21 protein-coding genes and 6 tRNA genes are annotated in these 21,495 nt (G+C 60.8%); 1 reads left to right on the top strand and 26 read right to left on the bottom strand.

Translation table 11 applies throughout. The features are described from left to right. Window positions 1-201 precede the first annotated feature (201 nt). The 17 genes from hisH to ACFOTD_RS08265 form a co-directional block, all read right to left on the bottom strand. Window positions 202-828 (bottom strand): imidazole glycerol phosphate synthase subunit HisH, encoded by a 627-nt coding sequence (gene hisH / locus ACFOTD_RS08345; protein WP_378117615.1) that lies wholly within the window; start codon window positions 826-828, stop codon window positions 202-204. 1 nt (window position 829) lies between these two features. Then, window positions 830-1,444, bottom strand: a complete 615-nt coding sequence (hisB, locus tag ACFOTD_RS08340; protein ID WP_378117613.1) for an imidazoleglycerol-phosphate dehydratase HisB — start codon at window positions 1,442-1,444, stop codon at window positions 830-832. Further along, complete coding sequence (gene hisD / locus ACFOTD_RS08335) at window positions 1,445-2,734, bottom strand: histidinol dehydrogenase (RefSeq protein ID WP_378117611.1); 1,290 nt, start codon at window positions 2,732-2,734, stop codon at window positions 1,445-1,447. Window positions 2,735-2,845: 111 nt separating this feature from the next. Continuing rightward, window positions 2,846-3,487: an ATP phosphoribosyltransferase gene (gene hisG, locus ACFOTD_RS08330; RefSeq protein ID WP_378117610.1), complete on the bottom strand. Its 642-nt coding sequence runs from the start codon at window positions 3,485-3,487 to the stop codon at window positions 2,846-2,848. Next, the gene (locus ACFOTD_RS08325; protein WP_378117608.1) at window positions 3,484-4,728 is read right to left on the bottom strand and encodes an ATP phosphoribosyltransferase regulatory subunit; all 1,245 of its coding nucleotides are present in this window, start codon (window positions 4,726-4,728) and stop codon (window positions 3,484-3,486) included. Before ACFOTD_RS08325 ends, hisG begins: the two co-directional genes overlap by 4 nt. Before the next feature lie 352 nt (window positions 4,729-5,080). Next, window positions 5,081-5,623 (bottom strand): acyltransferase, encoded by a 543-nt coding sequence (locus ACFOTD_RS08320; protein WP_378117606.1) that lies wholly within the window; start codon window positions 5,621-5,623, stop codon window positions 5,081-5,083. A gap of 3 nt (window positions 5,624-5,626) precedes the next feature. Continuing rightward, complete coding sequence (ppaX, locus tag ACFOTD_RS08315; protein WP_378117604.1) at window positions 5,627-6,307, bottom strand: pyrophosphatase PpaX; 681 nt, start codon at window positions 6,305-6,307, stop codon at window positions 5,627-5,629. Further along, window positions 6,264-7,355 (bottom strand): prolipoprotein diacylglyceryl transferase, encoded by a 1,092-nt coding sequence (gene lgt, locus ACFOTD_RS08310; protein ID WP_378117602.1) that lies wholly within the window; start codon window positions 7,353-7,355, stop codon window positions 6,264-6,266. The genes ppaX and lgt overlap by 44 nt, the downstream gene beginning before the upstream one ends. 49 nt (window positions 7,356-7,404) lie before the next feature. Further along, window positions 7,405-8,337: an HPr(Ser) kinase/phosphatase gene (gene hprK, locus ACFOTD_RS08305; RefSeq protein WP_378117600.1), complete on the bottom strand. Its 933-nt coding sequence runs from the start codon at window positions 8,335-8,337 to the stop codon at window positions 7,405-7,407. A 214-nt stretch (window positions 8,338-8,551) separates the two neighbouring features. Continuing rightward, entirely contained in the window at window positions 8,552-8,902 is a 351-nt protein-coding gene (locus ACFOTD_RS08300) for a 4Fe-4S dicluster domain-containing protein (protein ID WP_378117598.1), read from the bottom strand. After that, window positions 8,899-10,527, bottom strand: coding sequence for an FAD-binding protein (locus tag ACFOTD_RS08295; protein WP_378117596.1), 1,629 nt, complete (start codon window positions 10,525-10,527; stop codon window positions 8,899-8,901). The genes ACFOTD_RS08300 and ACFOTD_RS08295 overlap by 4 nt, the downstream gene beginning before the upstream one ends. 51 nt (window positions 10,528-10,578) lie before the next feature. Continuing rightward, window positions 10,579-11,373 (bottom strand): alpha/beta hydrolase family protein, encoded by a 795-nt coding sequence (locus tag ACFOTD_RS08290; RefSeq protein WP_378117594.1) that lies wholly within the window; start codon window positions 11,371-11,373, stop codon window positions 10,579-10,581. A 21-nt stretch (window positions 11,374-11,394) separates the two neighbouring features. Beyond that, window positions 11,395-12,525: an ABC transporter substrate-binding protein gene (locus ACFOTD_RS08285; protein WP_378117592.1), complete on the bottom strand. Its 1,131-nt coding sequence runs from the start codon at window positions 12,523-12,525 to the stop codon at window positions 11,395-11,397. Window positions 12,526-12,541: 16 nt separating this feature from the next. Beyond that, a complete protein-coding gene (locus ACFOTD_RS08280) occupies window positions 12,542-12,874 on the bottom strand; it encodes a 4Fe-4S binding protein (RefSeq protein WP_378117590.1) in 333 nt (110 codons plus the stop codon). Next, window positions 12,871-14,475, bottom strand: coding sequence for an FAD-dependent oxidoreductase (locus ACFOTD_RS08275; RefSeq protein ID WP_378117588.1), 1,605 nt, complete (start codon window positions 14,473-14,475; stop codon window positions 12,871-12,873). The genes ACFOTD_RS08280 and ACFOTD_RS08275 overlap by 4 nt, the downstream gene beginning before the upstream one ends. 75 nt (window positions 14,476-14,550) lie before the next feature. After that, entirely contained in the window at window positions 14,551-15,396 is an 846-nt protein-coding gene (locus ACFOTD_RS08270; protein ID WP_378117586.1) for an ABC transporter permease, read from the bottom strand. Window positions 15,397-15,410: 14 nt separating this feature from the next. Continuing rightward, complete coding sequence (locus ACFOTD_RS08265) at window positions 15,411-16,214, bottom strand: ABC transporter permease (protein ID WP_378117584.1); 804 nt, start codon at window positions 16,212-16,214, stop codon at window positions 15,411-15,413. A gap of 204 nt (window positions 16,215-16,418) precedes the next feature. Here ACFOTD_RS08265 and ACFOTD_RS08260 point away from each other — a divergent pair, with 204 nt between their 5' ends. Next, on the top strand, window positions 16,419-17,195 hold the full coding sequence (locus tag ACFOTD_RS08260) for an ABC transporter ATP-binding protein (RefSeq protein WP_378117582.1): 777 nt from the start codon (window positions 16,419-16,421) through the stop codon (window positions 17,193-17,195). An 85-nt stretch (window positions 17,196-17,280) separates the two neighbouring features. Here ACFOTD_RS08260 and ACFOTD_RS08255 read toward each other — a convergent pair whose 3' ends face one another. From ACFOTD_RS08255 to ACFOTD_RS08215, 9 genes are all read right to left on the bottom strand, one after another. After that, a complete protein-coding gene (locus ACFOTD_RS08255) occupies window positions 17,281-18,402 on the bottom strand; it encodes an ABC transporter ATP-binding protein (protein WP_090117100.1) in 1,122 nt (373 codons plus the stop codon). A gap of 89 nt (window positions 18,403-18,491) precedes the next feature. Further along, complete coding sequence (locus ACFOTD_RS08250) at window positions 18,492-19,589, bottom strand: PucR family transcriptional regulator (RefSeq protein WP_378117580.1); 1,098 nt, start codon at window positions 19,587-19,589, stop codon at window positions 18,492-18,494. Window positions 19,590-19,664: 75 nt separating this feature from the next. Then, entirely contained in the window at window positions 19,665-20,618 is a 954-nt protein-coding gene (locus ACFOTD_RS08245; protein ID WP_378117578.1) for an MraY family glycosyltransferase, read from the bottom strand. A gap of 129 nt (window positions 20,619-20,747) precedes the next feature. Next, a tRNA-Lys gene (locus ACFOTD_RS08240) sits at window positions 20,748-20,823 on the bottom strand. 8 nt (window positions 20,824-20,831) lie between these two features. Then, window positions 20,832-20,916 (bottom strand) — tRNA-Tyr (locus tag ACFOTD_RS08235). A gap of 62 nt (window positions 20,917-20,978) precedes the next feature. Then, window positions 20,979-21,054 (bottom strand) — tRNA-Phe (locus ACFOTD_RS08230). Between the two features lie 20 nt (window positions 21,055-21,074). Then, window positions 21,075-21,151 (bottom strand) — tRNA-Asp (locus ACFOTD_RS08225). A gap of 15 nt (window positions 21,152-21,166) precedes the next feature. Next, a tRNA-Val gene (locus tag ACFOTD_RS08220) sits at window positions 21,167-21,242 on the bottom strand. A gap of 15 nt (window positions 21,243-21,257) precedes the next feature. Then, window positions 21,258-21,334, bottom strand: a tRNA-Met gene (locus ACFOTD_RS08215). Between the last annotated feature and the right edge of the window lie 161 nt (window positions 21,335-21,495).

Below are 21,495 nucleotides of genomic sequence, written 5' to 3'. Positions count from 1 at the left end.
ATCAGCCGCTGTAACCGCAATTTTTGCTCTTGCAGCACGCAACTTCGCATGGAGATCCGCTGTAACCTCACTTCCGGCGGTTACAGCACGCTTACTCAGCTGCAGCCCCGCTTTTCTCGCTTACAGCGCATATCGCCGCAACCCGCACTGCCGTAACCGCGCAAACCGCGCTTACGGCATCGCGCGCAAGCCGCAGCGCCCTTAACCCTTCGCGCTCTTCGCGCCTTCCGCGATCTCCACGAACCTGCGCAGCAGCGCAACGCCGAGATCTCCGCTTTTCTCGGGATGGAACTGCATGCCGCTCACATTGTCCCGCCCGACGATCGCCGTCACCGGCTGATGATAATCCGCCGTCGCCAGCAGATCCTCCCGCCGCTCCGGCAGCGCATGGAACGAGTGTACGAAATACACATATCCTGGCGCGAGCCCTTCGAACAGCGGATGCGACGGCTGCTCGAAGTTCAGCTCGTTCCACCCCATATGCGGGATCTTGTAGTCGCCACGGAACCGTACGACCCGGCCCGGCAGCAGGCCGAGACCCTCGTGCGTGCCGTGTTCCTCGCTCTCCGCGAACAGCAGCTGCATGCCTAGGCAGATGCCCAGCAGCGGCTGTCCCGCAGCCGCCGACTCGCGGACGACCGCGTCCAGTCCGGTCTCCCGCAGGTTGCGCATCGCGTCGCCGAAGGCGCCGACGCCCGGCAGGATGACGCCGTCCGCCGCGAGAATCTCCTCCCGCGAAGACGTGACCAGCGCCTCGCGCCCGAGACGCTCGACCGCCTTGCTCACGCTGTGCAAGTTGCCCATGCCGTAGTCGACGATCGCGATCATCTTACAGCACTCCCTTCGTCGACGGCACGCCCTTCACGCGCGGATCGATCTGCGTCGCTTCGTCCAGCGCGCGTCCCAGCGCCTTGAACACCGCCTCGATCATATGGTGCGTATTTTTGCCGTAGTGGACGATGACGTGCAGCGTGATGCGAGACTCGAGCGCCAGCTTCCACAGAAATTCATGCACGAGCTCCGTGCTGAAGCTGCCCACCGTCTGCGAAGGATACTCCGCGCGATACTCGAAGTGCGGACGGTTGCTCACGTCCACGATAACCTGCGCAAGCGCCTCGTCCATCGGCACGAACACGCTGGCGTAACGCTTGATGCCGGCTTTGTCGCCGAGCGCTTCCCGCAGCGTCTGCCCCAGGCAGATGCCGATGTCTTCAACCGTGTGATGATCGTCGATGTCGACGTCTCCGCGCGCCTCGACCTTCAGGTCGAACTGGCCGTGCTTGGCGAACAGATCGAGCATATGGTTAAGAAAAGGAACGTCCGTCTCCAGGTTCACGTCGCCCGTGCCGTCCACGCCGAATGCCAGCTTGATATCCGTTTCGTTCGTCTTGCGCGCGACCTCGGCGCTTCTAGCCCCGGCCTCGATGTTGTTATCTTGTGCCATTTATTGATCTCCGCCTTCCTTGAAGCGAATTTCTACCGCTCTCGCATGTGCTTCCAAGCCTTCGTGCCGCGCCAGCGAGGCGATGCCGGCCGCATCCCGGCGCAGCGCCTCGCGGCTGTACCGGATCAGGCTCGATTTCTTGACGAAATCGTCCACGTTCAGCGGCGAGGAAAATCTGGCCGTGCCGTTCGTGGGCAGAATGTGGTTCGGACCCGCGAAATAATCGCCGACCGGCTCCGAACTGTACGGCCCGAGGAAGATCGCGCCCGCGTTCTCGATGCGCCCGAGCAGCTCGAGCGGATCTTCGGTCATGATCTCCAGGTGCTCCGGCGCCAGCTTGTTCACGACGTCGATTCCCTCCGCGAGGTCGCTCACCGTCAGAATCGCGCCGTATTGCTCGAGCGACCGCTCGGCGATCTCGCGCCGCGGCAGCGTCGCCACCTGCCGCGCGAGCTCCGCCTCGACCTCGCGCGCGAGCCGCTCCGACGGCGTCACGAGCATCGCCGACGCCATCTCGTCGTGCTCTGCCTGCGACAGCATGTCTGCGGCGACGAAGCGCGCATCCGCGCTGTCGTCCGCCAGCACGACGATCTCGCTCGGCCCGGCGATGCTGTCGATGTCGACGGCGCCGAAAACGGCGCGTTTGGCCAGCGCCACGTAGATGTTGCCTGGGCCGCAGATCTTGTCCACGGCCGGAATGCTCTCCGTGCCGTACGCCAGCGCCGCAACGGCCTGAGCGCCTCCGATCCGGTACATCTCGGTGACGCCGGCTTCGGCGGCCGCGACGAGAATGTACGGGTCGATGCCCTCGCGCCCGCCCGTTGCGGGCGGCGTAACCATCGCGATCTGCGGCACGCCCGCGACCTTGGCGGGCAGCACGTTCATGAGCACCGACGACGGGTAGGCTGCCTTGCCCCCGGGCACGTACAAGCCTACGCGAGCGAGCGGCCGCAGCGACATCCCGAGCATCGTGCCGTCCGGCTGCACGTCGATCCACGATTGACGCTTCTGCTTCTCGTGGAACGCCGTAACGTTCGCCGCCGCCCGGCGCAGCGCATCCAGAAATTCAGGCTCGACGCGCTCGTAAGCGGATTGAATCTCCGCTTCCGTCACGCGCAATTGCGACGGATCCAGCCGTACGCGGTCAAACGCCTCGGTGTACCGCAGCAGCGCGGCATCCCCTTCGGAACGGACCGCCGACACGATCTCGGCGACCGCCGCATTTTGCTCCGGCGAGCCGTAATCGCTCTCCCGCTCCAGCTTGTAGCCGCTCGCAGGTCCTTTGTACATGCGCTCTCCCCCTGCCGTTTCTTAATTGCCTATTCCTGCCCCAGGCCAAAACCAGGGCCAAAGCCAGGGCCAAAGCCAGAGCTAAAGCCAAAGTCAAACCAATGCCGAGCTCTAGGCCTTCGCCGCCAGCGTGTCGGACAGTCTGTCGCACAGCGACTGGATGGCCGCGTTCTGCAGCCTGTAGCTGACGCGGTTCGCGATCAGCCGGCTCGTCACCTGGAACAGCGTCTCCATCTCGACCAGCCCGTTCTCCTCGAGCGTCTTGCCCGTTTCGACCATGTCCACGATCCGATCCGCCAGGCCGATGAGCGGCGCCAGCTCGATCGAGCCGTTCAGCTTGATGACCTCGACCTGCTGGCCGCGCTCGCGGAAGTACTGGGACGCCACCCGCGGATACTTCGTCGCCACCCGCGGATGAATGACCGGCTCCCAGTCCGGCAGCCCGATGACCGACATCCGGCACCTGGCGATGCCCAGATCGAGCAGCTCGTAGACGTCCTTGTTCTCCTCCATCAGCACGTCCTTGCCGACGATGCCGATATCCGCAACGCCGTATTGGACGTAAGTCGGCACGTCGACGGGCTTGGCCATGATGAACTCCATATTGGCTTCCGGCACCGGAATGATGAGCCGGCGCGAGTCGTCGAAGTCCTCCGGAATCGGGAGTCCCGCTTGCCGGAACAGCTTGCTCGCCTGCTTGTAGATGCGCCCTTTGGGCATCGCGACCTTCAATACTGCGCTGCCGTCCGTCATTGCGGCTCCCCTCCCTTCTCGTCGAACGTGAACACTTGATCGTAAACGGTGCCTTTATACTCGTAGCGTCCCGATGGCGCCGACGCAAGCGCGTCGCCCGCTCCCGATCCGCCGGCCGCGCTCCGGTCCTCGCCGGTCTGCGCGATGCCCTCGGTCACGACCGCCAGCCCCTCCGCCCGCAAACCGGCAGCCTTCTCCAGCGCTTCGCTTCTGCGTGCCGGCGCGTAGCGGATCAGCGCGCGTCTGGGCTCTTCCTGGCCGACTTCGGCGACCTCGAGCATGCGCGTCGTCTTGAGCGCGAATCCCGTCGCCGGCGCCGGCCTGCCGAATTGCGCCAGCAGATTGTCGTAACGTCCGCCGCTGCAGACCGGGAAGCCGAGCTGAGACGCATAGCCCTCGAACGTCATGCCCGTATAATAGGAAATGTCGCCGATCATCGTCAGGTCGATCAGGACATGGTCCTGCACGCCGTATGCGCCGAGTACGTCCCACATTTCGCACAGATGGCGGATCGCCTCCCGCGCGCCGTCGCTCACGCGAAGCTCCAATGCCCGCTCGCAAATCTCCTGTCCGCCGCGCAGCCGGAGCAGACCCTCAAGCTCGCGATGCACGGATTCCTCGAGCCGCAGCTCCCCAAGCGCCGTCCGGTAGCCGACATAATCGCGCTGCAGCAGGCATTCCTTCAGCTTCTCCTGCGCTTCCGCGCGTCCAGGCAGCGTATCGCCGAACAGGCCGTTCAGGAAGCCGACGTGGCCGACCGCGATCTTGAACGACGGCACGCCAGCCGCCTTGAGCGAGGCGATAGCCAGCGCGATCACTTCCGCGTCGGCCTCCGGGGAGGGATCTCCGATCAGTTCGACGCCGGTCTGGAAAAACTCCGCTTCGCGGCCGGCTTCCTCCTCGAAGGCGCGAAAAACGTTGGCATGGTAGCTGAGCCGCAGCGGAAACGGATGATCCTTAAGCAGCGACGAGGCGACGCGCGCGATCGGCGCCGTAACGTCGGAGCGGAGCACGATCGTCGTTCCCCGCTGATTGAGCAGCTTGAACAGCTTCTGATCCGAGGTCGCGCTCGCCACGCCTACCGTATCGTAGTATTCGATCGTAGGGGTCAGAATCTGCTCGTAGCCCCAGCCTCGCATGCACGCCAATACCTCATGCTCGATACGCCGCAGCTTGGCAACCGCATGGGGCAGATAGTCCTTGACGCCGATCGGCTTTTCAAAGCCTTTGGGTTTGGACACGACAAAAACACCTCGCTATAGTAAGGCGGCCGAAGCCGCTTTTTTACTTCACTTCGATTCAATACTTTAATTCAATACTTTAATTCAATACTTTAATTCAATACTTTAATTCAATACTCTAATTCGATACGCCAACCCCAAATACTTCAATACGTTAAAGCGATACCATGTTACCATACTGCCAAAGTAAAGATTTAAGTCTCACTTTATCACGAACCCCTGCAAGCGTCAAGCTGAGGCAGCTTCGGCCTGTATCCTGCAAGCGACAGCAAAAAGAACCGCCGGCCGGCCTGCTCGCCAACCCCGGTTCCTGCCAATCTAGCTCGTCCGGCCTGTCCCTGCCACGCGTTCTTCACTGGCTTGCCTCTCCTGCGCGCCGTTCCCGCTCAGCTTGCCCATCCCCCGAAGATTCGCCAACTCTCCCGAGCTCGCGCAGCGGATTGCCGCCGACTCTGGCGTGAGCGGGCACGTCCCGGTGCACGACCGATCCGGCCGCGACGACGGCGTGGTCTCCGATCGTCACGCCGGGCAGGATCGTCACGTTGGCTCCGATCATCACATGCGAGCCGATAACGATATCGCCGAGCCTGTACTCTTTAATGAGGTATTCGTGCGTCAGCAGCGTGGAGTTGTAGCCGACGATGCAGTTGTCGCCGATCGTAATCCGTTCAGGGAAGAAGACGTCTACCATCACCATCAGCGCAAACGACGTCTCCTTGCCTACCTTCATGCCCAGCACGCGGCGGTAGATCCAGTTCTTCACCGAGAGCTCGGGACAGTATCGAGCGATCTGGATAAAGACAAAGTTCCTGACCGCCTTAAGCCTGGATACCGTACGATACACCTGCCATAAAGCGTTCGGGCCTTCGACCGGGTACCGCTCGACTTTCCGCAAGGCTTATCCCTCCAACCCGCTTAGCGGCAGCAGTTCGCGCATATCGTGAATGATGCGGTGCGCGCCTGCCTCCCGAAGCGGCGCTTCGCCCTTGAGCGACCAGGAGACGCCGACGGCGTAAGCGCCGGCGGCCAGCGCCGACCCCATATCGACCGTGCTGTCGCCGACCATGATCGCATGCTCCGGCCCGACGCCAAGCGCCCGCAACGCCGTTTGGACCGGCTCCGGATGCGGCTTGGCATGCTCGACGTCGTCCAGCGTCACGATCGTATCCATGTATTCGTACAGCCCCAGCAGCTTGAGCGCCCGCTCCGTCGTCATTCGCATTTTCGTCGTGACGATACCCAGCTTGAGCCCGCCCTGCTTCAATAAAGGAACGACCTCCAGCACGCCGGGGAACAGCGACACCATGTCGTCGTGATGCTTGATGTTGTACTCGCGGTATCCTGCGATCAGATCTTCGACCTGCTCGCGCCCCGAGAACTGCTGCAGCTGCGAGAGCAGCGTCTGCCCCATGATCGGAATAATATGCTCGCGGCCGAATTCGGGCGGAACGATCCCTTGCAGGCAATACAGAAAAGATTGGATGATCAGTTCGTTCGTGTCGACGATCGTGCCGTCGAGGTCGAACAGCACCGCGTCAATCCGGGTCCCGGTCTTGCCTTCTGTCTGATTGTGACTCATCTGCAGGCTTCCTCTCTTCTTCCGTATCGGCCGGATCCGCATCCGGCGCGGTCTCTTCGACCGGCCGGCCGGCAGCCGCAGGCGCTTCGGCGGGGGACGCGTCCGCTTCGACCGCCTTGTTTGTCACGAGCGGGTCCAAATATCGCGTTCTGTCCGGGTTCATCGCCCGGCGCACGATAATGGCCGCGATGCTGGCGACGACGAGGAGCACCGCGAGCAGCTGCGAGCTGCGAATGTTGCCGTAAGCCGGATCGAGGTAACCTTGATCTCCGAATATCCACTTCATCGGCGTCCACAGACCGTCGATCAGCGAAGCGAGCCAGTCCGGTCCCTTGAAGGCCAGGCTGTCCGTGCGCAGCGCCTCGATAAAGAAGCGGCCGATCGAATACCAGATTAAATAGGAGAAAAACATCTCTCCTACGCGCATGAACTTCTGACGGCGCAAAATGAACAGAATGACGAGACCGACCAGGCTCCACAGCGACTCGTAAAGGAAGGTCGGGTGGTGGTAGGCGCCGGCTCCGTTCGCGTCGATGACGTACATCTGCCTGACGATAAAAGCCGGCAGGTGAAGCTCGTTGCTCAGATATGTACCCGTGACTTCTCCGCCGTAGGCTTCCTGGTTGACGAAGTTGCCCCAGCGTCCGATCATCTGACCCGCCAGCAGCGACGGCACGCAGATATCGACGATGCGCATGAACGTATAACCCTTGCTGCGGAAGTAGAAAAATCCGCAGACGAAGGCGCCGATCAGCGCGCCGTAAATGGCGATGCCCCCGTTCCAGATCTGGATGATCTCGCCCGGGTGCTTGCTGTAGTAATCCCATTTGAACAGCACGTAGTACAACCTGGCGCCGACGATAGCCGAAGGCACGCCGTACAGCATCAGGTCCAGGAAGAAGTCGGCCGACAAGCCGAAGCGCTTGCCCTCCCAGATGGCGAGCAGCAGCCCTACGAGGGCTCCCGTGCCGAGGATAAGCCCGTACCAATGTACGGGGATCGGGCCGAGATTAAACGCAATCGATTCGAGCCGCATGGGCAGCAACATGAGTATCCTCCGTCTCTAACGCAATCGACCGAGAGGCCGCGAGCGCGGTTTATTCGTTGTCTTCGTCTGCGATCGCTTCGGTGAGCTTGTTGGTGAACTGCAGGGCAGCGTTGTAGCCCATCCGCTTGAGACGGAAGTTCATGGCCGCCACCTCCAAGATGACCGCCAGGTTGCGTCCGGGACGAACGGGAACCGTCACGAGCGGCACGTCGGTGTCGATGATTCGCGTTGTCTCTTCGTCCAATCCAAGCCGGTCGTATTGCTTGTCCTGCTGCCAGTTCTCAAGCTTGATGACGAGTCCGATCTGCTTGGTGTTGCGCACGGCGCCCGCCCCGAACAGCGTCATGACGTTCAGAATTCCGAGTCCCCGGATCTCGAGGAGGTGCTGGATCAATTCCGGCGCGTTGCCGTACAGAAAGTTGTCCGCGGTCTGACTGATCTCTACGGCGTCGTCCGCGATGAGCCGATGGCCGCGTTTCACGAGCTCAAGCGCCGTCTCGCTCTTGCCGATGCCGCTGCCGCCGGTGATGAGCATGCCCACTCCGTAGACGTCCACGAGAACGCCATGAATCGTGGTCGTAGGCGCCAGCTTCTTTTCCAAAAAATTGGTGATGCGGCTCAGCAGCGTCGTCGTCGCGGTCGTGGAACGCAGTACAGGAAAGTGGCGCTCCTCCGCCACCTGGATCAGCTCTTCGGGGGCATCGAGCCCGCGCGTAATGATAATGCACGGCGTCTCCTCCGCGCAGATCTGCCGCATCCGCTCCAGGCGTTCGTCGGAGGTCAGCTTTTCGAGAAAAGCCAGCTCCGTCTTGCCCAGAATCTGAGTCCGCTCCGCCGGGTAATAATCGTAATATCCGGCCATCTCCAGGCCCGGCCGGTTCAAGTCGTCCGTCACGATCGTGCGCCGCATGCCTTCCGAGCCGGCGACGACCTCGAGTTGAAATTGCTGCACGAGCTCGGATACCTTTACTTTTTTAGCCATCGTACAGCTCCCTTCAACGCTCTGTTCATCTTCATCATCGTATCGAAAAAAGACTCGGAAATCAATGTAAACCGCGTCTTTTCAGGCAATCCGGGGTACGGCGCTTCCCCAGCCGCAAGGCTCTGCGCGCAAAAGCCAGCGCTCTCGATGAGAGGCTGGCTCGGCTTTTGAAGCTTATTCGGATCGGTCGTCGCCCAATCCCCTTCGGCATGGCTCAAACTTGCCGGTACCGCTCGGTGAACGTTTCAAAGAAAGGCGTCGTATCCCTCTCCGCCATCGTCGTCTCCGCCCCCTTGGACCAGCCGATTTCCCTTCTCCAGCTGCCCAGCGCACCAGACGCGGATAATACGGCCTCGTCAACGTCCGCGCGGGACTCGGCCTGGGGCGCCACGTACAGCGCATCCGCCGGACAATACGCTTCGCACATGAAGCAGGTCTGGCAATCCTCAAGACGGGCGATGACGGGAAGCTTCGCGGCTTCGTCCATGTCGAAGACGTTCGTCGGACAAGCCTTCACGCACAGCTTGCAGCCGATGCAGCGCTCCGCGCTGACGAGCTCGATCATGACGCTTCTCCCTTCGCTTGCGCGTGCGCCCGTTCGAGCTCGCCCGCGTGCGGCACCCGCTCCGTCCCGACCTTAATCTCGTCGATGCCCGAGAGGACCAGGCGATGCGTCTGCCCCGGATCGAGCGCCGGATATTCGGCGAGCGCCGCGAGCCCGCGCGTTTCCTTGCGCGCGAGCGCGGCGGTGTACATCCAGCGGGCAACCGCCAGCATGCCGGCCGCCTCCCGCGCGCGCACGCGCCCCTGCACCGTGCCAAGCACGCTGCCGCGCAGCATCTCGTGCAGCGCGTCGAGCCGGCCCAGCGCACCGGCGATGCCCGACTCGCTGCGGTAGAAATTGATGTTCAGCGGCAGAACGTCCCGCTGAATGTCCGCGACCAGCGCCTGCGCATCGATCGGCGCGTCCGTCTCCTGCCCGGCCTCGAGGCCGTGACGTCCGACCGGCCGCAGCGTCCGGCTATCGGGACTGCCGCTTTTCCCCGCCGTCTGCGCGTAACGGGCTGCGCCGCGTCCCGACCAGCAGCCGCTGCAGATCGCCCATGACGCGTTATATGCGCCGCCGCCGCTGGCCGCGCCCATCACGCGTTCGCGCGATGCCGCATCGCCGGCCGCGTACAAGCCCGCCACCGTCGTCCGGCAATCCTCCCCCGCCAGTCTCAATCCGCCCGTGCCCCGCATCGTGCCTTCGTAGCGGAGCGTCAGCGGAAATTTATCCTTGAACGGGTCGATGCCCGCCCGCTCGAGCGGCATGAAGAAGATCGGATGCGCCTGACGCAAGAACCTTCGCTTCTCTTCGGTATCCGCCAGATCGATGGAAGCATAGACCGGTCCTTCCAGCAGCAGCTTGTGCAGGCTGCCGAAGGTGCGGTCTCCCGCGTGAAGCGGCCTCCCGGCCGCATCGTACAGCGTCGACCACGCCAGCATGCGGCCCCGGGTCACGCTGCCGTCCGCGTAGCTGGGCGCATACTGCCGGCTGAACTCCATGCCGGACAGCTCCGCGCCGGCTTCCGCAGACATCAGCAGCCCTTCCCCGGTGAGCACGTTGCAGCCAAGGCCCTTGCTCAAAAAGGTACATCCCCCGGTCGCGACGACGACCGCATGCGCGCGGACCTCCCAGGAACGTCCGGTCAGCCGGTCGATGCCTCTGGCGCCGCCGATGCCGTGCTCGTCCGCCAGCAGCTCCAGCGCGGGCGACTGATCCAGGATCCGGACGCCCGCCTTGCGTACGGCGCGGCGCATCAGCTTCATATACTCCGGTCCGTGCAGATGCGTGCGCAGCGTCGCGCCGTTCTCGTCCTTGCGGAACGGATATCCCCAATCCTCGAGCAGCTTCAGCCGGATCTCCACCTCGTCGAGCACGCGGTGAATCCAGGCGTTCTCGGACAGATAGCCGCCGGCTTTGAGCCTCGCCTGCACCGCGCGTTCGCGCAGCTCCGCGACCGGCGGGATCACGAGCAGCGTCGTGCCCCCGGGAGCCGTGGCGCCGCTCGTGCCGACGTAGCCTTTGTCGGCCAGCACGACGCTTGCGCCTTCCGCAGCCGCGCTCCAGGCAGCCCAAGCGCCGGCGGGTCCGCCGCCAAGCACCAGCACGTCGGCCGTCAGCGTTGTTCCCTGTTCAATCGCCATGCCATCCCCCTTTCTCGCACCCGTAGACGAATTGTCCGGAGCCCGCTTTTTTTAAAGATTCAATCGGTTTCGCATAAAGGCGATCGTAACGGCCAGCGCTTCCTCCAGCTCGGGCGTCGTGCCTGCATAAGGGTGCACCGCATTAAACGTGTGATCCGCCCGCTCGATATCGTGGAACTGAGCATGCGGCGCGTTTTGTTTGAATATCCGGTTCTGCGCGAGCAGCGACTCGCGGTCCGCGCCGCCCTGTACGACGAGAACCTCAGCCCGCACCTCCTTCAATCGCTCTTCAATCGCATAACGTTGCGCATGCCGCGCCTGGTCGTCGTCGAGCGCCGCCTCGAGAAGGGTGCGGCCTCCTTCTCCGCCGCCGCGCGCGGGCGACGAGCCGCCGTTCCAGACGACCAGCGCCCGAACGCCATCCTGTTCCGCCGCATGCACGATCCCGCTGCCGCCCGCTCGGCTATGACCGATCAATCCCAGTCTAGACGCATCGGCTTGCTCGGAGAGCGGCAGCTCGCCCGCCCGCAGCGCGTTCGCCACGATCGCGAGCTCCTCCAGCTCGCGCGACAGCGTGCTCGCCTCCGCGATCAGCGCCTCGCTCTCTCCCTCTTCCCGCGCAGGGACGCGGGCGTAATCGAAGCTCACCGTATAGAAGCCTTCGGCCGCGAGCCGGTCCGTCGTCTCCGGCCAGAACGCCCAATCCTTGTGCCCTCTGAAGCCGTGGCTCACGAGAACGGCGGGTCTGCTTGCGCCCCCGCCGGCCGTCTTCACTTCGCCGCGGATGTACAAGCCGTTATCCAGCGGCAGCCGGAAAGCTGCGGTCGTGATCGTCTGCTCGCTCACTCGCGTTCCCCCCATCATCGTTTATTCGGCCTTCAGCACCCAATCGCCGATGTCGAAGTCCTTTTTCGCGATCTTCTCCTCGACCAGGAAGTTCTTCGTTCCCTCGATCAGCGCAAGCCCGTCATCCGTGAAGGCCGTGTCCTTGATATCCTCGATCGGACTCAGCTTCTTCACGTTCTCGACCGTCGTCTTCTGGATGCCCGCGATATATTCGTAGTACTCGTCCGGATGCTGCTTCAAGTCGGCCAGCGCCTTCTCGCGCGCAGCGTTCCATACTTTCGGGAAATCCGGGAACTTCTCGAGAAATGCCTCCGAGACGACCGTCGCGCTCGTGCCGAGCAGCTCGGGATGATCCGACGAGACGTCCAGCTGCGGATAGCCGTTCGCCAGCGAAGTCAGGGCGTTAACGCCCGTATTGGTCATCGCGTCCACGCTGCCGCCCGCCAACGCGGCTTGCGCGTCGGGAATCAGCATGTGCACGAGCTTATAGTCGGTGACGCCCGCATCCTTAAGCAGCCCCACGACATAGCGGTGCATGAAGGACCCCTTCTGAATGGCGATCGTCTTGCCCTTCAGATCCTGCAGCGTCTTGGGACCGTCTTTCTTGGCAATAAGATAGCCGATCGTACGGGTACCCGGCTGCGTGATGAGACGCGTCTTCGCGCCGCCCGCCCGCGCGATGATCGCCGGCGTGTCGCCGAGACTGCCGAAGTCAAGCCGCCCGCTGATCAGCGATTCCGTCTGGTCCGGTCCGTTGGGGAAGCCCGCGAGCTTCACTTCCTTCACGCCGTATTTCTTCAGCTCTTCTTGAATGATGCCTTTGTAAAAGCCCCATCCTTCCGCGCCCGTCGTCTGGTTCTGGTCGTTCAGGCCGATGTAGCCGTAATTGATGACTTCCGGCACATGGCGTTCCGGCTCCGCGCTTGCGGTCGAAGCGGCCTGCGACGATGCGGCCGCAGTAGACGCAGCTGCCGTGGAAGCGGCTGCCGTCGAAGACGGCGACGACGCGGCCGCCGAAGAAGAAGCGGCTCCTTCTTCGTTCTTGTTCCCGCAGCCTTGCAGCGCCAGCATGAGCGCCACGATCGCCGCCAACAGCAAGAGCGACCACCGGCTCCGGCTGCCCCCCTTGATCCATCTTTGTCTCTGTTTCATCTCCGATTGCTCCTCCCTAGAATCCCGATCTCCTTGACAACTGGTACATGAATTGATGCTTCGCGACCGGGACGCGTCCTTTGCCCCAACCGACTTTTTCCCGATAGCCGCCAAGCAGGCCCTGACGCTCGATTTCCTCCTCGGTCACGCCCATCACGCCTTCCGAATCCGGCGACACATAGAGAGCGTCGACCGGGCAGTACAGCTCGCACATGAAGCAAGTCTGGCAATCGTCCTGCCTCGCGATGACGGGGATCCCGTCCTCGCCGCGATCGAACACGTTCGTCGGGCAGACGGAGACGCACTGGTTGCACGATACGCAGCGGGATTCGCTGACGACTTCGATCATACCGACACACGCTCCTTCGCCACTTCTTCTTTCCTGACCCATACCCGGTCGAGTCCGCCGCTGACGAGGCGATGATGCTGGCCGGCGTCGCCCGTCGGGAAATCCTCGCGCTTGTGCATGCCGCGCGTCTCCGTGCGGGCGAGCGCCGAGTGGTACATCCATCTGGCCGTCGCCGTCATCGCGGCGGCCTCGCGCGCCTTCACGCCTTCGGCGGTCCGGCCGATCCCCGCTTCGCGCTGGCGCTGCCACAGATCGTCGAGCCTTACGAGCGAGTCGCCGAGTCCCCTCTCCGTGCGGAACAAATTGCGGTCGTAAGGCTTTACCTCGTCCTGCACGGCGCGCACGTATTCTTCCGTACGCGCAGCTGCGCCCGCCTCCTGGCGGTCTCTCAGCGAATGCGAGGAGAGCCCTCTCAGATTCCGCGATCCCGCGGTATCGCCAAGCTTCAGCGCATACGCTGCCGCGCCTTCGCCGGCAAACGAGCCCGAAGACATCGCCCAAGCTGCGTTATGGCTGCCGCCGCCTGTGAAGCCGCCGCAGATCAGCTCGCGCGTCGCCGCGTCTCCGGCTGCGTAGAGACCGGGTGCGCTTGTGGCGCACGTCTCGTCGATGACGCGGATGCCGCCCGTGCCGCGAACCGTACCTTCCAGCCGGAGCGTGACCGGGAACAGATCCTTGAACGGATCGATGCCCCTGCGGTCGAACGGCAGGAAGAAGTTCGTCTGCGCGACGCGCAGCAGCGGCTTCAAGTCCTCCGGCGCCTGATCGAGCTTCGCGTACACTTGCTTGCCTTGCATCAGATTGCGGGCGATGACCGAACGGCCCCTTTTCGAGCCTGCGCCCTCGACGACCGTTCCATCCTCATAGTAGAAGCTCGCATAGCTGTAATACGCGGTCTTCGTGACCGAAGAGAACGTCGGGCAGATCGCATAGGCGTTCGAAAACTCCATTCCCGACAGGTCCGCTCCCGCCTCGGTAGCGAACAGATAGCCGTCTCCCGTGAGCACGTTGCAGCCGAGCGCGCGGCTCAGGAAGGCGCACCCGCCTGTGGCTATCACTACGGCACCCGCCCGTATTTCCCATGTCTCGCCGGTCTGCGTGTTCACGCCGGCAGCGCCTCCCACGCCGTGCTCGTCCGCGAGCAGCTCCAGCACAGGGCTGTGGTCCAGAATTTTGACGCCTGCGCGCTGCACGAGCTTTCTCATGAGCCGCATGTACTCCGGTCCTTGCAAGCTTCGCTTGTGCGGATTGCCATTTTCGTCGACGGGGAAAGGATAACCGAGATTGCCCAGCTTGTTCATGTTGTCGTACGTGCGGTCGAGCACGCGGTCCATCCAGCTGTGCTCCGCCAGCTGTCCGCCCATTGCGTAGCGGCTGGCCTTCGCCTCTTCCCGCTTCTCCCGGTCGGGCTCGACGTACCAGACGCCTGTGCCCGACGGCGCGGTGGCGCCGCTCGAGCCGCAGTAACCCTTGTCGACCAGCGTCACCTTCGCGCCCTTCGAAGCCGCCGATATAGCCGCCCAGGTTCCCGCAGGTCCGCCGCCGATTACCAGTACGTCCGTGATCCGTTCGACCGAAGCCCTTGCAGCTGTGCTCGTCATAATTGTTCCTCCTCAGAATGGTTGATGTTTATCCAATCGACGATGCCCGACCCTTCCTTACTGTCCCTCGAACGCTTAGCCCTTGTAACCGTCCTGCCATCTCAGCGTCCGTCGCTCGACCGCTTTGACGGCCGAGTCCAGCAGCTTGCCCACGATCGCGAAGATCAGAATGCCGACGAAAATGACTTCCGGTTGGCCGTTTTGCTTGGCCTCGTTGATCAAAAATCCGATCCCCGAAGTCGAGCCGATCAGCTCCGCCACCACCAGCCCGATCCAGGAGACGGCGAGCGAGGTACGCAAGCCCAACAGAATTTGCGGCGACGCCGCGGGCAAGATTAGTCTTGAGATTCGTTTAAACCGGCTGAAGCTGAGCGTCCGCGACACCTCGAACAGCTTGTTGTCCACTTGGCGAATGCCCAGAAAGGTGTTGACGTACAGCGGGAAAAACGAACCGGCGGCGATAATGACCACTTTGGAGATCTCTCCGAATCCGAACCACAATATGATGAGCGGCGCGATCGCGAGATGCGGCACGAGGCGCAGCACCTGCGCGCTGGGATCGAGGAGGTATTCGGCCCGCCGGAACAAGCCCGTCAATATGCCAAGCCCCAGACCCAGTCCGCCTCCGAACAAAAATCCGATCCCCGCCCGGCGTATGCTGTCTCCCATGTGGTGGACCAAGCTGCCGCTTGCCGCCAAGTCCGCGAATGCGGCCGCGATCGCCGCCGGCGTCGGCAGAAATTCCGAGGAGATCCAGCCCAGGCTGCCGGCCAGCTGCCAGACCGCGATCGCCGCGACCGGCAAGAGCCACCCGGTTGCGACATCCGCCAGCGCCGCGCGTATTTTACCGGCTGCGCCTCGAACCCGCTTCTCCCTTGCTTTTCCGGCCGGTGCGATCCATGCTTCGACTCTTTCGCTCATCTCTCACGCCTCCTTTATCCGCTATAGGTGTCTTTCCAACGCACGATTCTGCGCTCCAGCAGCCGCACGGCCGTGTCCGATACGAGCCCGGCGACCGCGAATACGAAGATGCCGACGAATACGACGGGCGTATCCGCGAATTGACGTGCATCCGATATCATGTAGCCGATGCCCGATGTCGAGGCGATCAGTTCGGCTACGACCAGCCCCAGCCACGCCAATCCCAACGACAGCCTTACGCCGAGCAAAATATTCGGTATCGCAGCGGGGATGACAAGCCGCACGATTTGTTGCACCCGGTTGAAACCGAGGACGCGGCTGACTTCAAACAGCTTGTTGTCCACCTGCCGAATGCCGAGAAACGAATTGATATAGATCGGGAAAAAGGCGGCCTTGGCGATCAACAGCACCTTCGACTCCTCTCCGATTCCGAACCAGAGAATAAACAGCGGCACGACGGCGAGGCTCGGAACCATCCGAATCATCTGGATGGTCGGATCCAGCAGCTTTTCCGATCTTCGGAACAGACCGACCAGAACGCCGAACGCCAGCCCCAGCCCTCCGCCCAAGAGAAATCCGGATAACGCCCGAATCGCGCTGATTCGGAAGTTCGCCCACAAATCGCCCGATGCCGCCAGATCGGCGAACGAACCGGCTATGACCGTCGGCGCGGGAAACATGAGCTCCGATAGATATCCCCACTCGGCCAGCACTTGCCATAATGCGATGACGGCCACCGGCAGCAGTAGACCAAGGCCGGTCTGTACCCAGCGCCCCGGTGCTCCTGCTTCTCGAGAATCCGCTATACGACTGTTCATCAACGCTCCCTCCCTGCCCCGTTCAGCTGTATTGCTGGTTGCCTGTGTTGCCCAGATTATAAACACTTTAATTCCTAGCTGTAAAATAGGAATTATCTATCGATGGGTTCATTGACAGGGCAAGTACCCGGGTGGTACGGTTAACTTATTATTCTTATCGACTTTGTATGTTATATTCACGCTGCGCATGGGGAGGCTTAAGTTATGGGTAATGTCTCGCTGGAGATTAAACATCTTAGCAAGCAATTCGTCGGCGCCAAGGGGACGGTGACGGCGCTCAGAAATGTTGATCTGGACGTGCGCGAAGGCGAGTTTATTACGGTCATCGGTCCGAGCGGCTGCGGCAAGAGCACCTTGCTCCGCATTGTTGCGGGACTCGATGCGCAGTATGCCGGGCATGTCTCCCTGAACGGTGCGCCCATTGTCAAACCAGGCATCGATAAAGGTTTTATTTTTCAGGAGCATCGTCTGTTTCCTTGGCTGACCGTGGAGAAGAATATCGCTTCCGATTTGTCTCTGAATGATAAAGAAGTGCGTCGAAAAGTGGACGAATTGATCGCGCTTGTACGGCTCAAGGGCTTTGAGAAAGCCTATCCGCGCGAGCTGTCCGGCGGGATGGCGCAGCGAGTTTCCATTGCGCGCGCCCTGCTCAGGCAGCCTCAAATTCTGCTGCTTGACGAGCCCTTCGGAGCGCTGGACGCCTTTACGCGTGCCCACATGCAAGAGGTGCTGCTTGAAGTCTGGCGCAACAACAAGACGACGATGATCTTCGTTACCCACGACATAGACGAAGCGATCTTCCTTGCCGACCGCGTCGTCATTTTGAAGCCCAGGCCCGGCGAGATCAGCGCGATCGTCCCCGTCGAGCTCTCCCATCCTCGTAAGAAGGCGAGCCCCGACTTCCAGGCGCTGCGCTTAAAAGTGCTTAGCCAATTCGAATCCGGCGAGGACTTCCAGTTCGCGGACGGCGCGGGAATCTAAAGGATAAACAAAAAGAAGCCTGGCAACCTAACCCTGAGGGGTTGGGAAGCCAGGCTTCTTGATGATGATCTATAATAGCCGCTAATTAAGCTTCAAGGATGTTGAGCTCGGTGTCCTTGTCGAAGATATGAATCTTGTTCATATCGATCGCCAGCTTGATGTTTTGACCTTCTTGCAGCTGGGAACGGCCGTCGACGCGAGCGATGACGTTGTCCTTGCCAAGCCCGTTCAGGTACAGGAACATCTCGTGACCGAGGTTTTCGGAAACTTCGATGCTTGCGCTGATGACGGAGTTCGGAGAAGCTTCGATGAAGACAGGCTCTTCGTGCAGATCTTCAGGACGAATGCCTACGATCATCTCGCGGCCGATGTAGCCCTTGTCACGAAGCAGTTGTGCCTTGCCGGCCGGAATAACGACATTGATGCCCGTTGCTTTGAAGCGAACGGCGCCGCCTTCTTCGGACAGTTGGCCCGTGATGAAGTTCATCGCCGGAGCGCCGATGAAGCCTGCTACGAACAGGTTGACCGGGTGGTTGTAGAGCTCATCCGGCGTAGCTGCTTGTTGAATAAAGCCGTCCTTCATAACGACGATACGGTCGCCCATCGTCATGGCTTCCGTCTGGTCATGGGTTACGTAGATGCAAGTCGTCTCAAGACGCTTCATCAGCTTGGAGATGTTCGCCCGCATCTGCGTACGCAGCTTGGCGTCAAGGTTCGACAGCGGTTCGTCCATCAGGAACACTTGCGGTTCACGAACGATTGCGCGGCCCAGGGCGACACGTTGGCGTTGACCGCCGGAAAGCGCCTTCGGCTTGCGGTCGAGCAAGTGCTCGATCTCGAGCGTGCGTGCAGCTTCGCGAACGCGACGGTCGATCTCGTCCTTGCGGAACTTGCGGAGCTTAAGGCCGAATGCCATGTTCTGATATACGTTCATGTGCGGGTACAGCGCGTAGGACTGGAATACCATCGCGATATCGCGGTCCTTCGGTGCAACGTCGTTCACGACGCGGTCGCCGATGTACAGCTTGCCTTCGGAGATTTCTTCGAGGCCTGCGATCATACGCAGCGTCGTCGATTTGCCGCAGCCGGACGGGCCGACCAGCACGAGGAATTCTTTGTCTGCAATGTCGAGATTAAAGTCGGTTACCGATGCTTTGTCGGAACCCGGATATTTTTTGTATACATGCTCTAAACGTACGCCTGCCATTGGAAGTTCCCCCTAACGCTTCGTTTAAGGTACGTTCTTATCTTACCTTAGACCGTGACGACTGACTATGCACAATCCGTACAAAAAATTCATTTCCTTTTCGTAACTTTGTACAATAGCATAAGCAGACGCACCAATATGGCATCGTTAAAGGAGCGGACGTCCAAGCCTGCTTCCTGCTTGAGCTTGTCCAGCCTGTAAAGGAGCGTATTGCGGTGAATGAACAAGCGCTTCGCCGTCTCGCTAACGTTGCAGTCCATGGCAAAAAAGGCATCCAGCGTCGACACCGTCTCCGGGTCCGTGAACAAGTCCTGACGGCCGGACATCTCATCCATAAACCTGGACCGCACAGGCTCCGGAATGCCGCTGAGAAGACGCTCCAGGTGAACCAGCCAAGGCATATGTACGTGCATGCCCATATGGAACTTGCGCCCCAGATTGATCGTCTCCCGCAGGGTCGCCACGGCGTATACCAAGCTCTCGGTCGGGATGATCGGCTCTCCGACCGCGACATGACAGTCGCCGCCCCACTCCTCGGTGATCATCTGATGAAGGCCGGTCGCCAAGGACACGAGGGCTTCCTTCGTCTCGCCGCGCTCGATCATATCGCCTTCGTTGGTCTCGACCTCTGCGAGCAGCCTGTCCGTCCCCAGTATAAGCCACTCTCTCTCCCGAAGCGGAATGAGCAGCATCTCGTCCGACAGATAAGAGCGGAATATCTTCTCCAATTCAACGTAAGAAGGCTCGCGGTGTTCAGCCTGCTCGCTCATCAGCAAAAAAGGAATCATCCCGTCGAACAGCCGGTGGTGAAGCTCGAACCGCTCGGGAATCTCCGCCCGCCACTCCCCTGCGTCGATCGACTGCTGCAGCCAATCTCCCAGCTTGCGGGCTTGGCGCTCCAACTCCGATGCGCTGGTGCTGCCCGATTTCGACATCGATCCTTGCTTGGCCAGCCAGCTCAGCAGCTCCTTTTCCAGCAAGGTAAGCGCTGCTTGCGCCCTCAGAACCTGTACATGGTGGTTATCCACCTTGGTCACGAGCATGAATCCTTGTTCCAGCTCCAACTGATCCCCGGATTCGGGAAGCTTGGCGCCTCCCGCTTTGACCCACTCGGTTTTGGACATCGTGTCGATCTCGACAGACCCGTTCATCAACTGCTGCAACTGTTGAAGCCTCGTATTGTTCATCCTGCGAGCCCCTCGTTTGCCTGGCGTTAGCCACATTGTACCACATTGGCTCGCGGCCGGGCCAAGCTGCGTCGATCAGCCGCGTTTCAGCAGGAGCAGCACCACGACGGACATCAAAGCGAACACCGCTGCGATGAGATACAGGAACGAGACCGTCTGAACCTGCGACAGCCCCCACTTCATTAAACTGTGATGCGTATGGAGATTGTCCGCCTGGTGCAGTCCCTTTCCCTTGATCAGACGTCTTGCGAATACGATCGCCGTATCGAGAATCGGCACCCCCAGCGCAAGAAGGGGCACGAGCAGCGACAGAAATGTCGCGCCTTTTAATGTGCCGTCCATGGCGATGACAGCCAGCATGTAACCTAAAAAGGTCGCACCCGCGTCTCCCATGAAGATCCTTGCCGGATGAAAATTATAAGCGAGAAAAGCCAGGCAGGAGCCTGCGATCGCCAGCGCGGCGAACGCCGTTGTCTCCTGATGGCCTACGATAGAAGCGACGAATAGCGTCAGTGCCGATATTACGGATATGCCCGAAGCCAGCCCGTCCACGCCGTCGATAAAATTCATCATATTAATAAGCGCGAATACCCAAAGCATCGTAAACAAAATGCTCCAGCCGTCGCTGAACAAAATCATCGATGATAAGGAAGGAGTGGAGATGCCCTGGATCGTAATGCCGAAGGCGCAAGGGATATAGGATACAAGGATATAGAGGATCAGCCGGGGCCATACGGGAAAATCCTTGCCTCTGGATTTAAAAGCATCGTCGATAAGCCCGATCGCCACCAGGAGCGCTCCGCCTGTGGAGATCGCCCTGAACAGAGCGGCATGCTGGACAAAAATAGCGCAAGTAAGCACAGCTCCCGCATAGATCGCAACGCCGCCGCTCAAGGGAATCGGCGCTTTATGTATTTTGCGGCTGTTAGGCCTGTCGACAAACCCGATTTTCAAGGCCAAAATTCGAACAAAGGGGACCAAGATCATCACGATTAAGAAAGCGAAGGTGAACGCGTACGGATATTTCATGCTGGATGCCTCCGGACTGTCGGGATGCGCTTAACGTTCCCTATTCGGCGGCCTGTTCATTCGAAAGATCGGAAAATGATCTTAAAATGCAAAAAAACAGACGTCTTCGCGTCTGTCTCGAATAAAAACTGGTGAGCCATGAAGGACTCGAACCTTCGACACCCTGATTAAAAGTCAGGTGCTCTACCAACTGAGCTAATGGCTCGGGTAAACTGGTGGAGGCTGATGGAGTCGAACCACCGAACCCAGAGGGAACAGATTTACAGTCTGTCGCGTTTGGCCACTTCGCTAAGCCTCCACGTTATGAACCCGATCCCCGGTAGCTTGCACACCTGATGGCTTGCTTATACCGGAAATGAATGGTGGCTCGGGACGGAATCGAACCGCCGACACGAGGATTTTCAGTCCTCTGCTCTACCGACTGAGCTACCGAGCCGTAAAGATTGCCATTTAAAATGGCGGAGCTGACGGGATTCGAACCCGCGGTCTCCTGCGTGACAGGCAGGCATGTTAGGCCTCTACACCACAGCTCCATGTGGTTAAATCAATGGTGGAGGCTGAGGGGATCGAACCCCCGACCCTCTGCTTGTAAGGCAGATGCTCTCCCGGCTGAGCTAAGCCTCCACGGAATAAATGGTATGGTAGCGGCAGAGGGGATCGAACCCCCGACCTTTCGGGTATGAACCGAACGCTCTAGCCAGCTGAGCTACGCCGCCACGCCACTTTTCGACTGGAGCTTGTCCAGTACGTTTACAGAGCTTGCGCCCTGAAAACCGGATGCGAAACGAATCTGCGCTAGAAATTCTCTTGCCTGTGCGGCTTGCCGTTTGTTCCTAGATCGGAACAGTAGGATAAGCCCTCGACCGATTAGTACTCG

Source organism: Cohnella sp. GCM10012308, assembly GCF_042649185.1.
Classification (GTDB): Bacteria; Bacillota; Bacilli; order Paenibacillales; family Paenibacillaceae; genus Cohnella.
Note: the sequence above shows the minus strand (reverse complement) of the source record. Positions and strands in the feature narration are given on the sequence as shown.

What these genes read in the sequence shown, in the direction of transcription:
- hisH (WP_378117615.1), bottom strand. Translation starts at nt 828, where the DNA reads ATGATCGCGATCGTCGACTACGGCATGGGCAACTTGCACAGCGTGAGC.
- hisB (WP_378117613.1), bottom strand. Translation starts at nt 1,444, where the DNA reads ATGGCACAAGATAACAACATCGAGGCCGGGGCTAGAAGCGCCGAGGTC.
- hisD (WP_378117611.1), bottom strand. Translation starts at nt 2,734, where the DNA reads ATGTACAAAGGACCTGCGAGCGGCTACAAGCTGGAGCGGGAGAGCGAT.
- hisG (WP_378117610.1), bottom strand. Translation starts at nt 3,487, where the DNA reads ATGACGGACGGCAGCGCAGTATTGAAGGTCGCGATGCCCAAAGGGCGC.
- ppaX (WP_378117604.1), bottom strand. Translation starts at nt 6,307, where the DNA reads ATGAGTCACAATCAGACAGAAGGCAAGACCGGGACCCGGATTGACGCG.
- lgt (WP_378117602.1), bottom strand. Translation starts at nt 7,355, where the DNA reads ATGTTGCTGCCCATGCGGCTCGAATCGATTGCGTTTAATCTCGGCCCG.
- hprK (WP_378117600.1), bottom strand. Translation starts at nt 8,337, where the DNA reads ATGGCTAAAAAAGTAAAGGTATCCGAGCTCGTGCAGCAATTTCAACTC.
- ACFOTD_RS08300 (WP_378117598.1), bottom strand. Translation starts at nt 8,902, where the DNA reads ATGATCGAGCTCGTCAGCGCGGAGCGCTGCATCGGCTGCAAGCTGTGC.
- ACFOTD_RS08295 (WP_378117596.1), bottom strand. Translation starts at nt 10,527, where the DNA reads ATGGCGATTGAACAGGGAACAACGCTGACGGCCGACGTGCTGGTGCTT.
- ACFOTD_RS08285 (WP_378117592.1), bottom strand. Translation starts at nt 12,525, where the DNA reads ATGAAACAGAGACAAAGATGGATCAAGGGGGGCAGCCGGAGCCGGTGG.
- ACFOTD_RS08280 (WP_378117590.1), bottom strand. Translation starts at nt 12,874, where the DNA reads ATGATCGAAGTCGTCAGCGAATCCCGCTGCGTATCGTGCAACCAGTGC.
- ACFOTD_RS08275 (WP_378117588.1), bottom strand. Translation starts at nt 14,475, where the DNA reads ATGACGAGCACAGCTGCAAGGGCTTCGGTCGAACGGATCACGGACGTA.
- ACFOTD_RS08270 (WP_378117586.1), bottom strand. Translation starts at nt 15,396, where the DNA reads ATGAGCGAAAGAGTCGAAGCATGGATCGCACCGGCCGGAAAAGCAAGG.
- ACFOTD_RS08265 (WP_378117584.1), bottom strand. Translation starts at nt 16,214, where the DNA reads ATGAACAGTCGTATAGCGGATTCTCGAGAAGCAGGAGCACCGGGGCGC.
- ACFOTD_RS08260 (WP_378117582.1), top strand. Translation starts at nt 16,419, where the DNA reads ATGGGTAATGTCTCGCTGGAGATTAAACATCTTAGCAAGCAATTCGTC.
- ACFOTD_RS08255 (WP_090117100.1), bottom strand. Translation starts at nt 18,402, where the DNA reads ATGGCAGGCGTACGTTTAGAGCATGTATACAAAAAATATCCGGGTTCC.
- ACFOTD_RS08250 (WP_378117580.1), bottom strand. Translation starts at nt 19,589, where the DNA reads ATGAACAATACGAGGCTTCAACAGTTGCAGCAGTTGATGAACGGGTCT.
- ACFOTD_RS08245 (WP_378117578.1), bottom strand. Translation starts at nt 20,618, where the DNA reads ATGAAATATCCGTACGCGTTCACCTTCGCTTTCTTAATCGTGATGATC.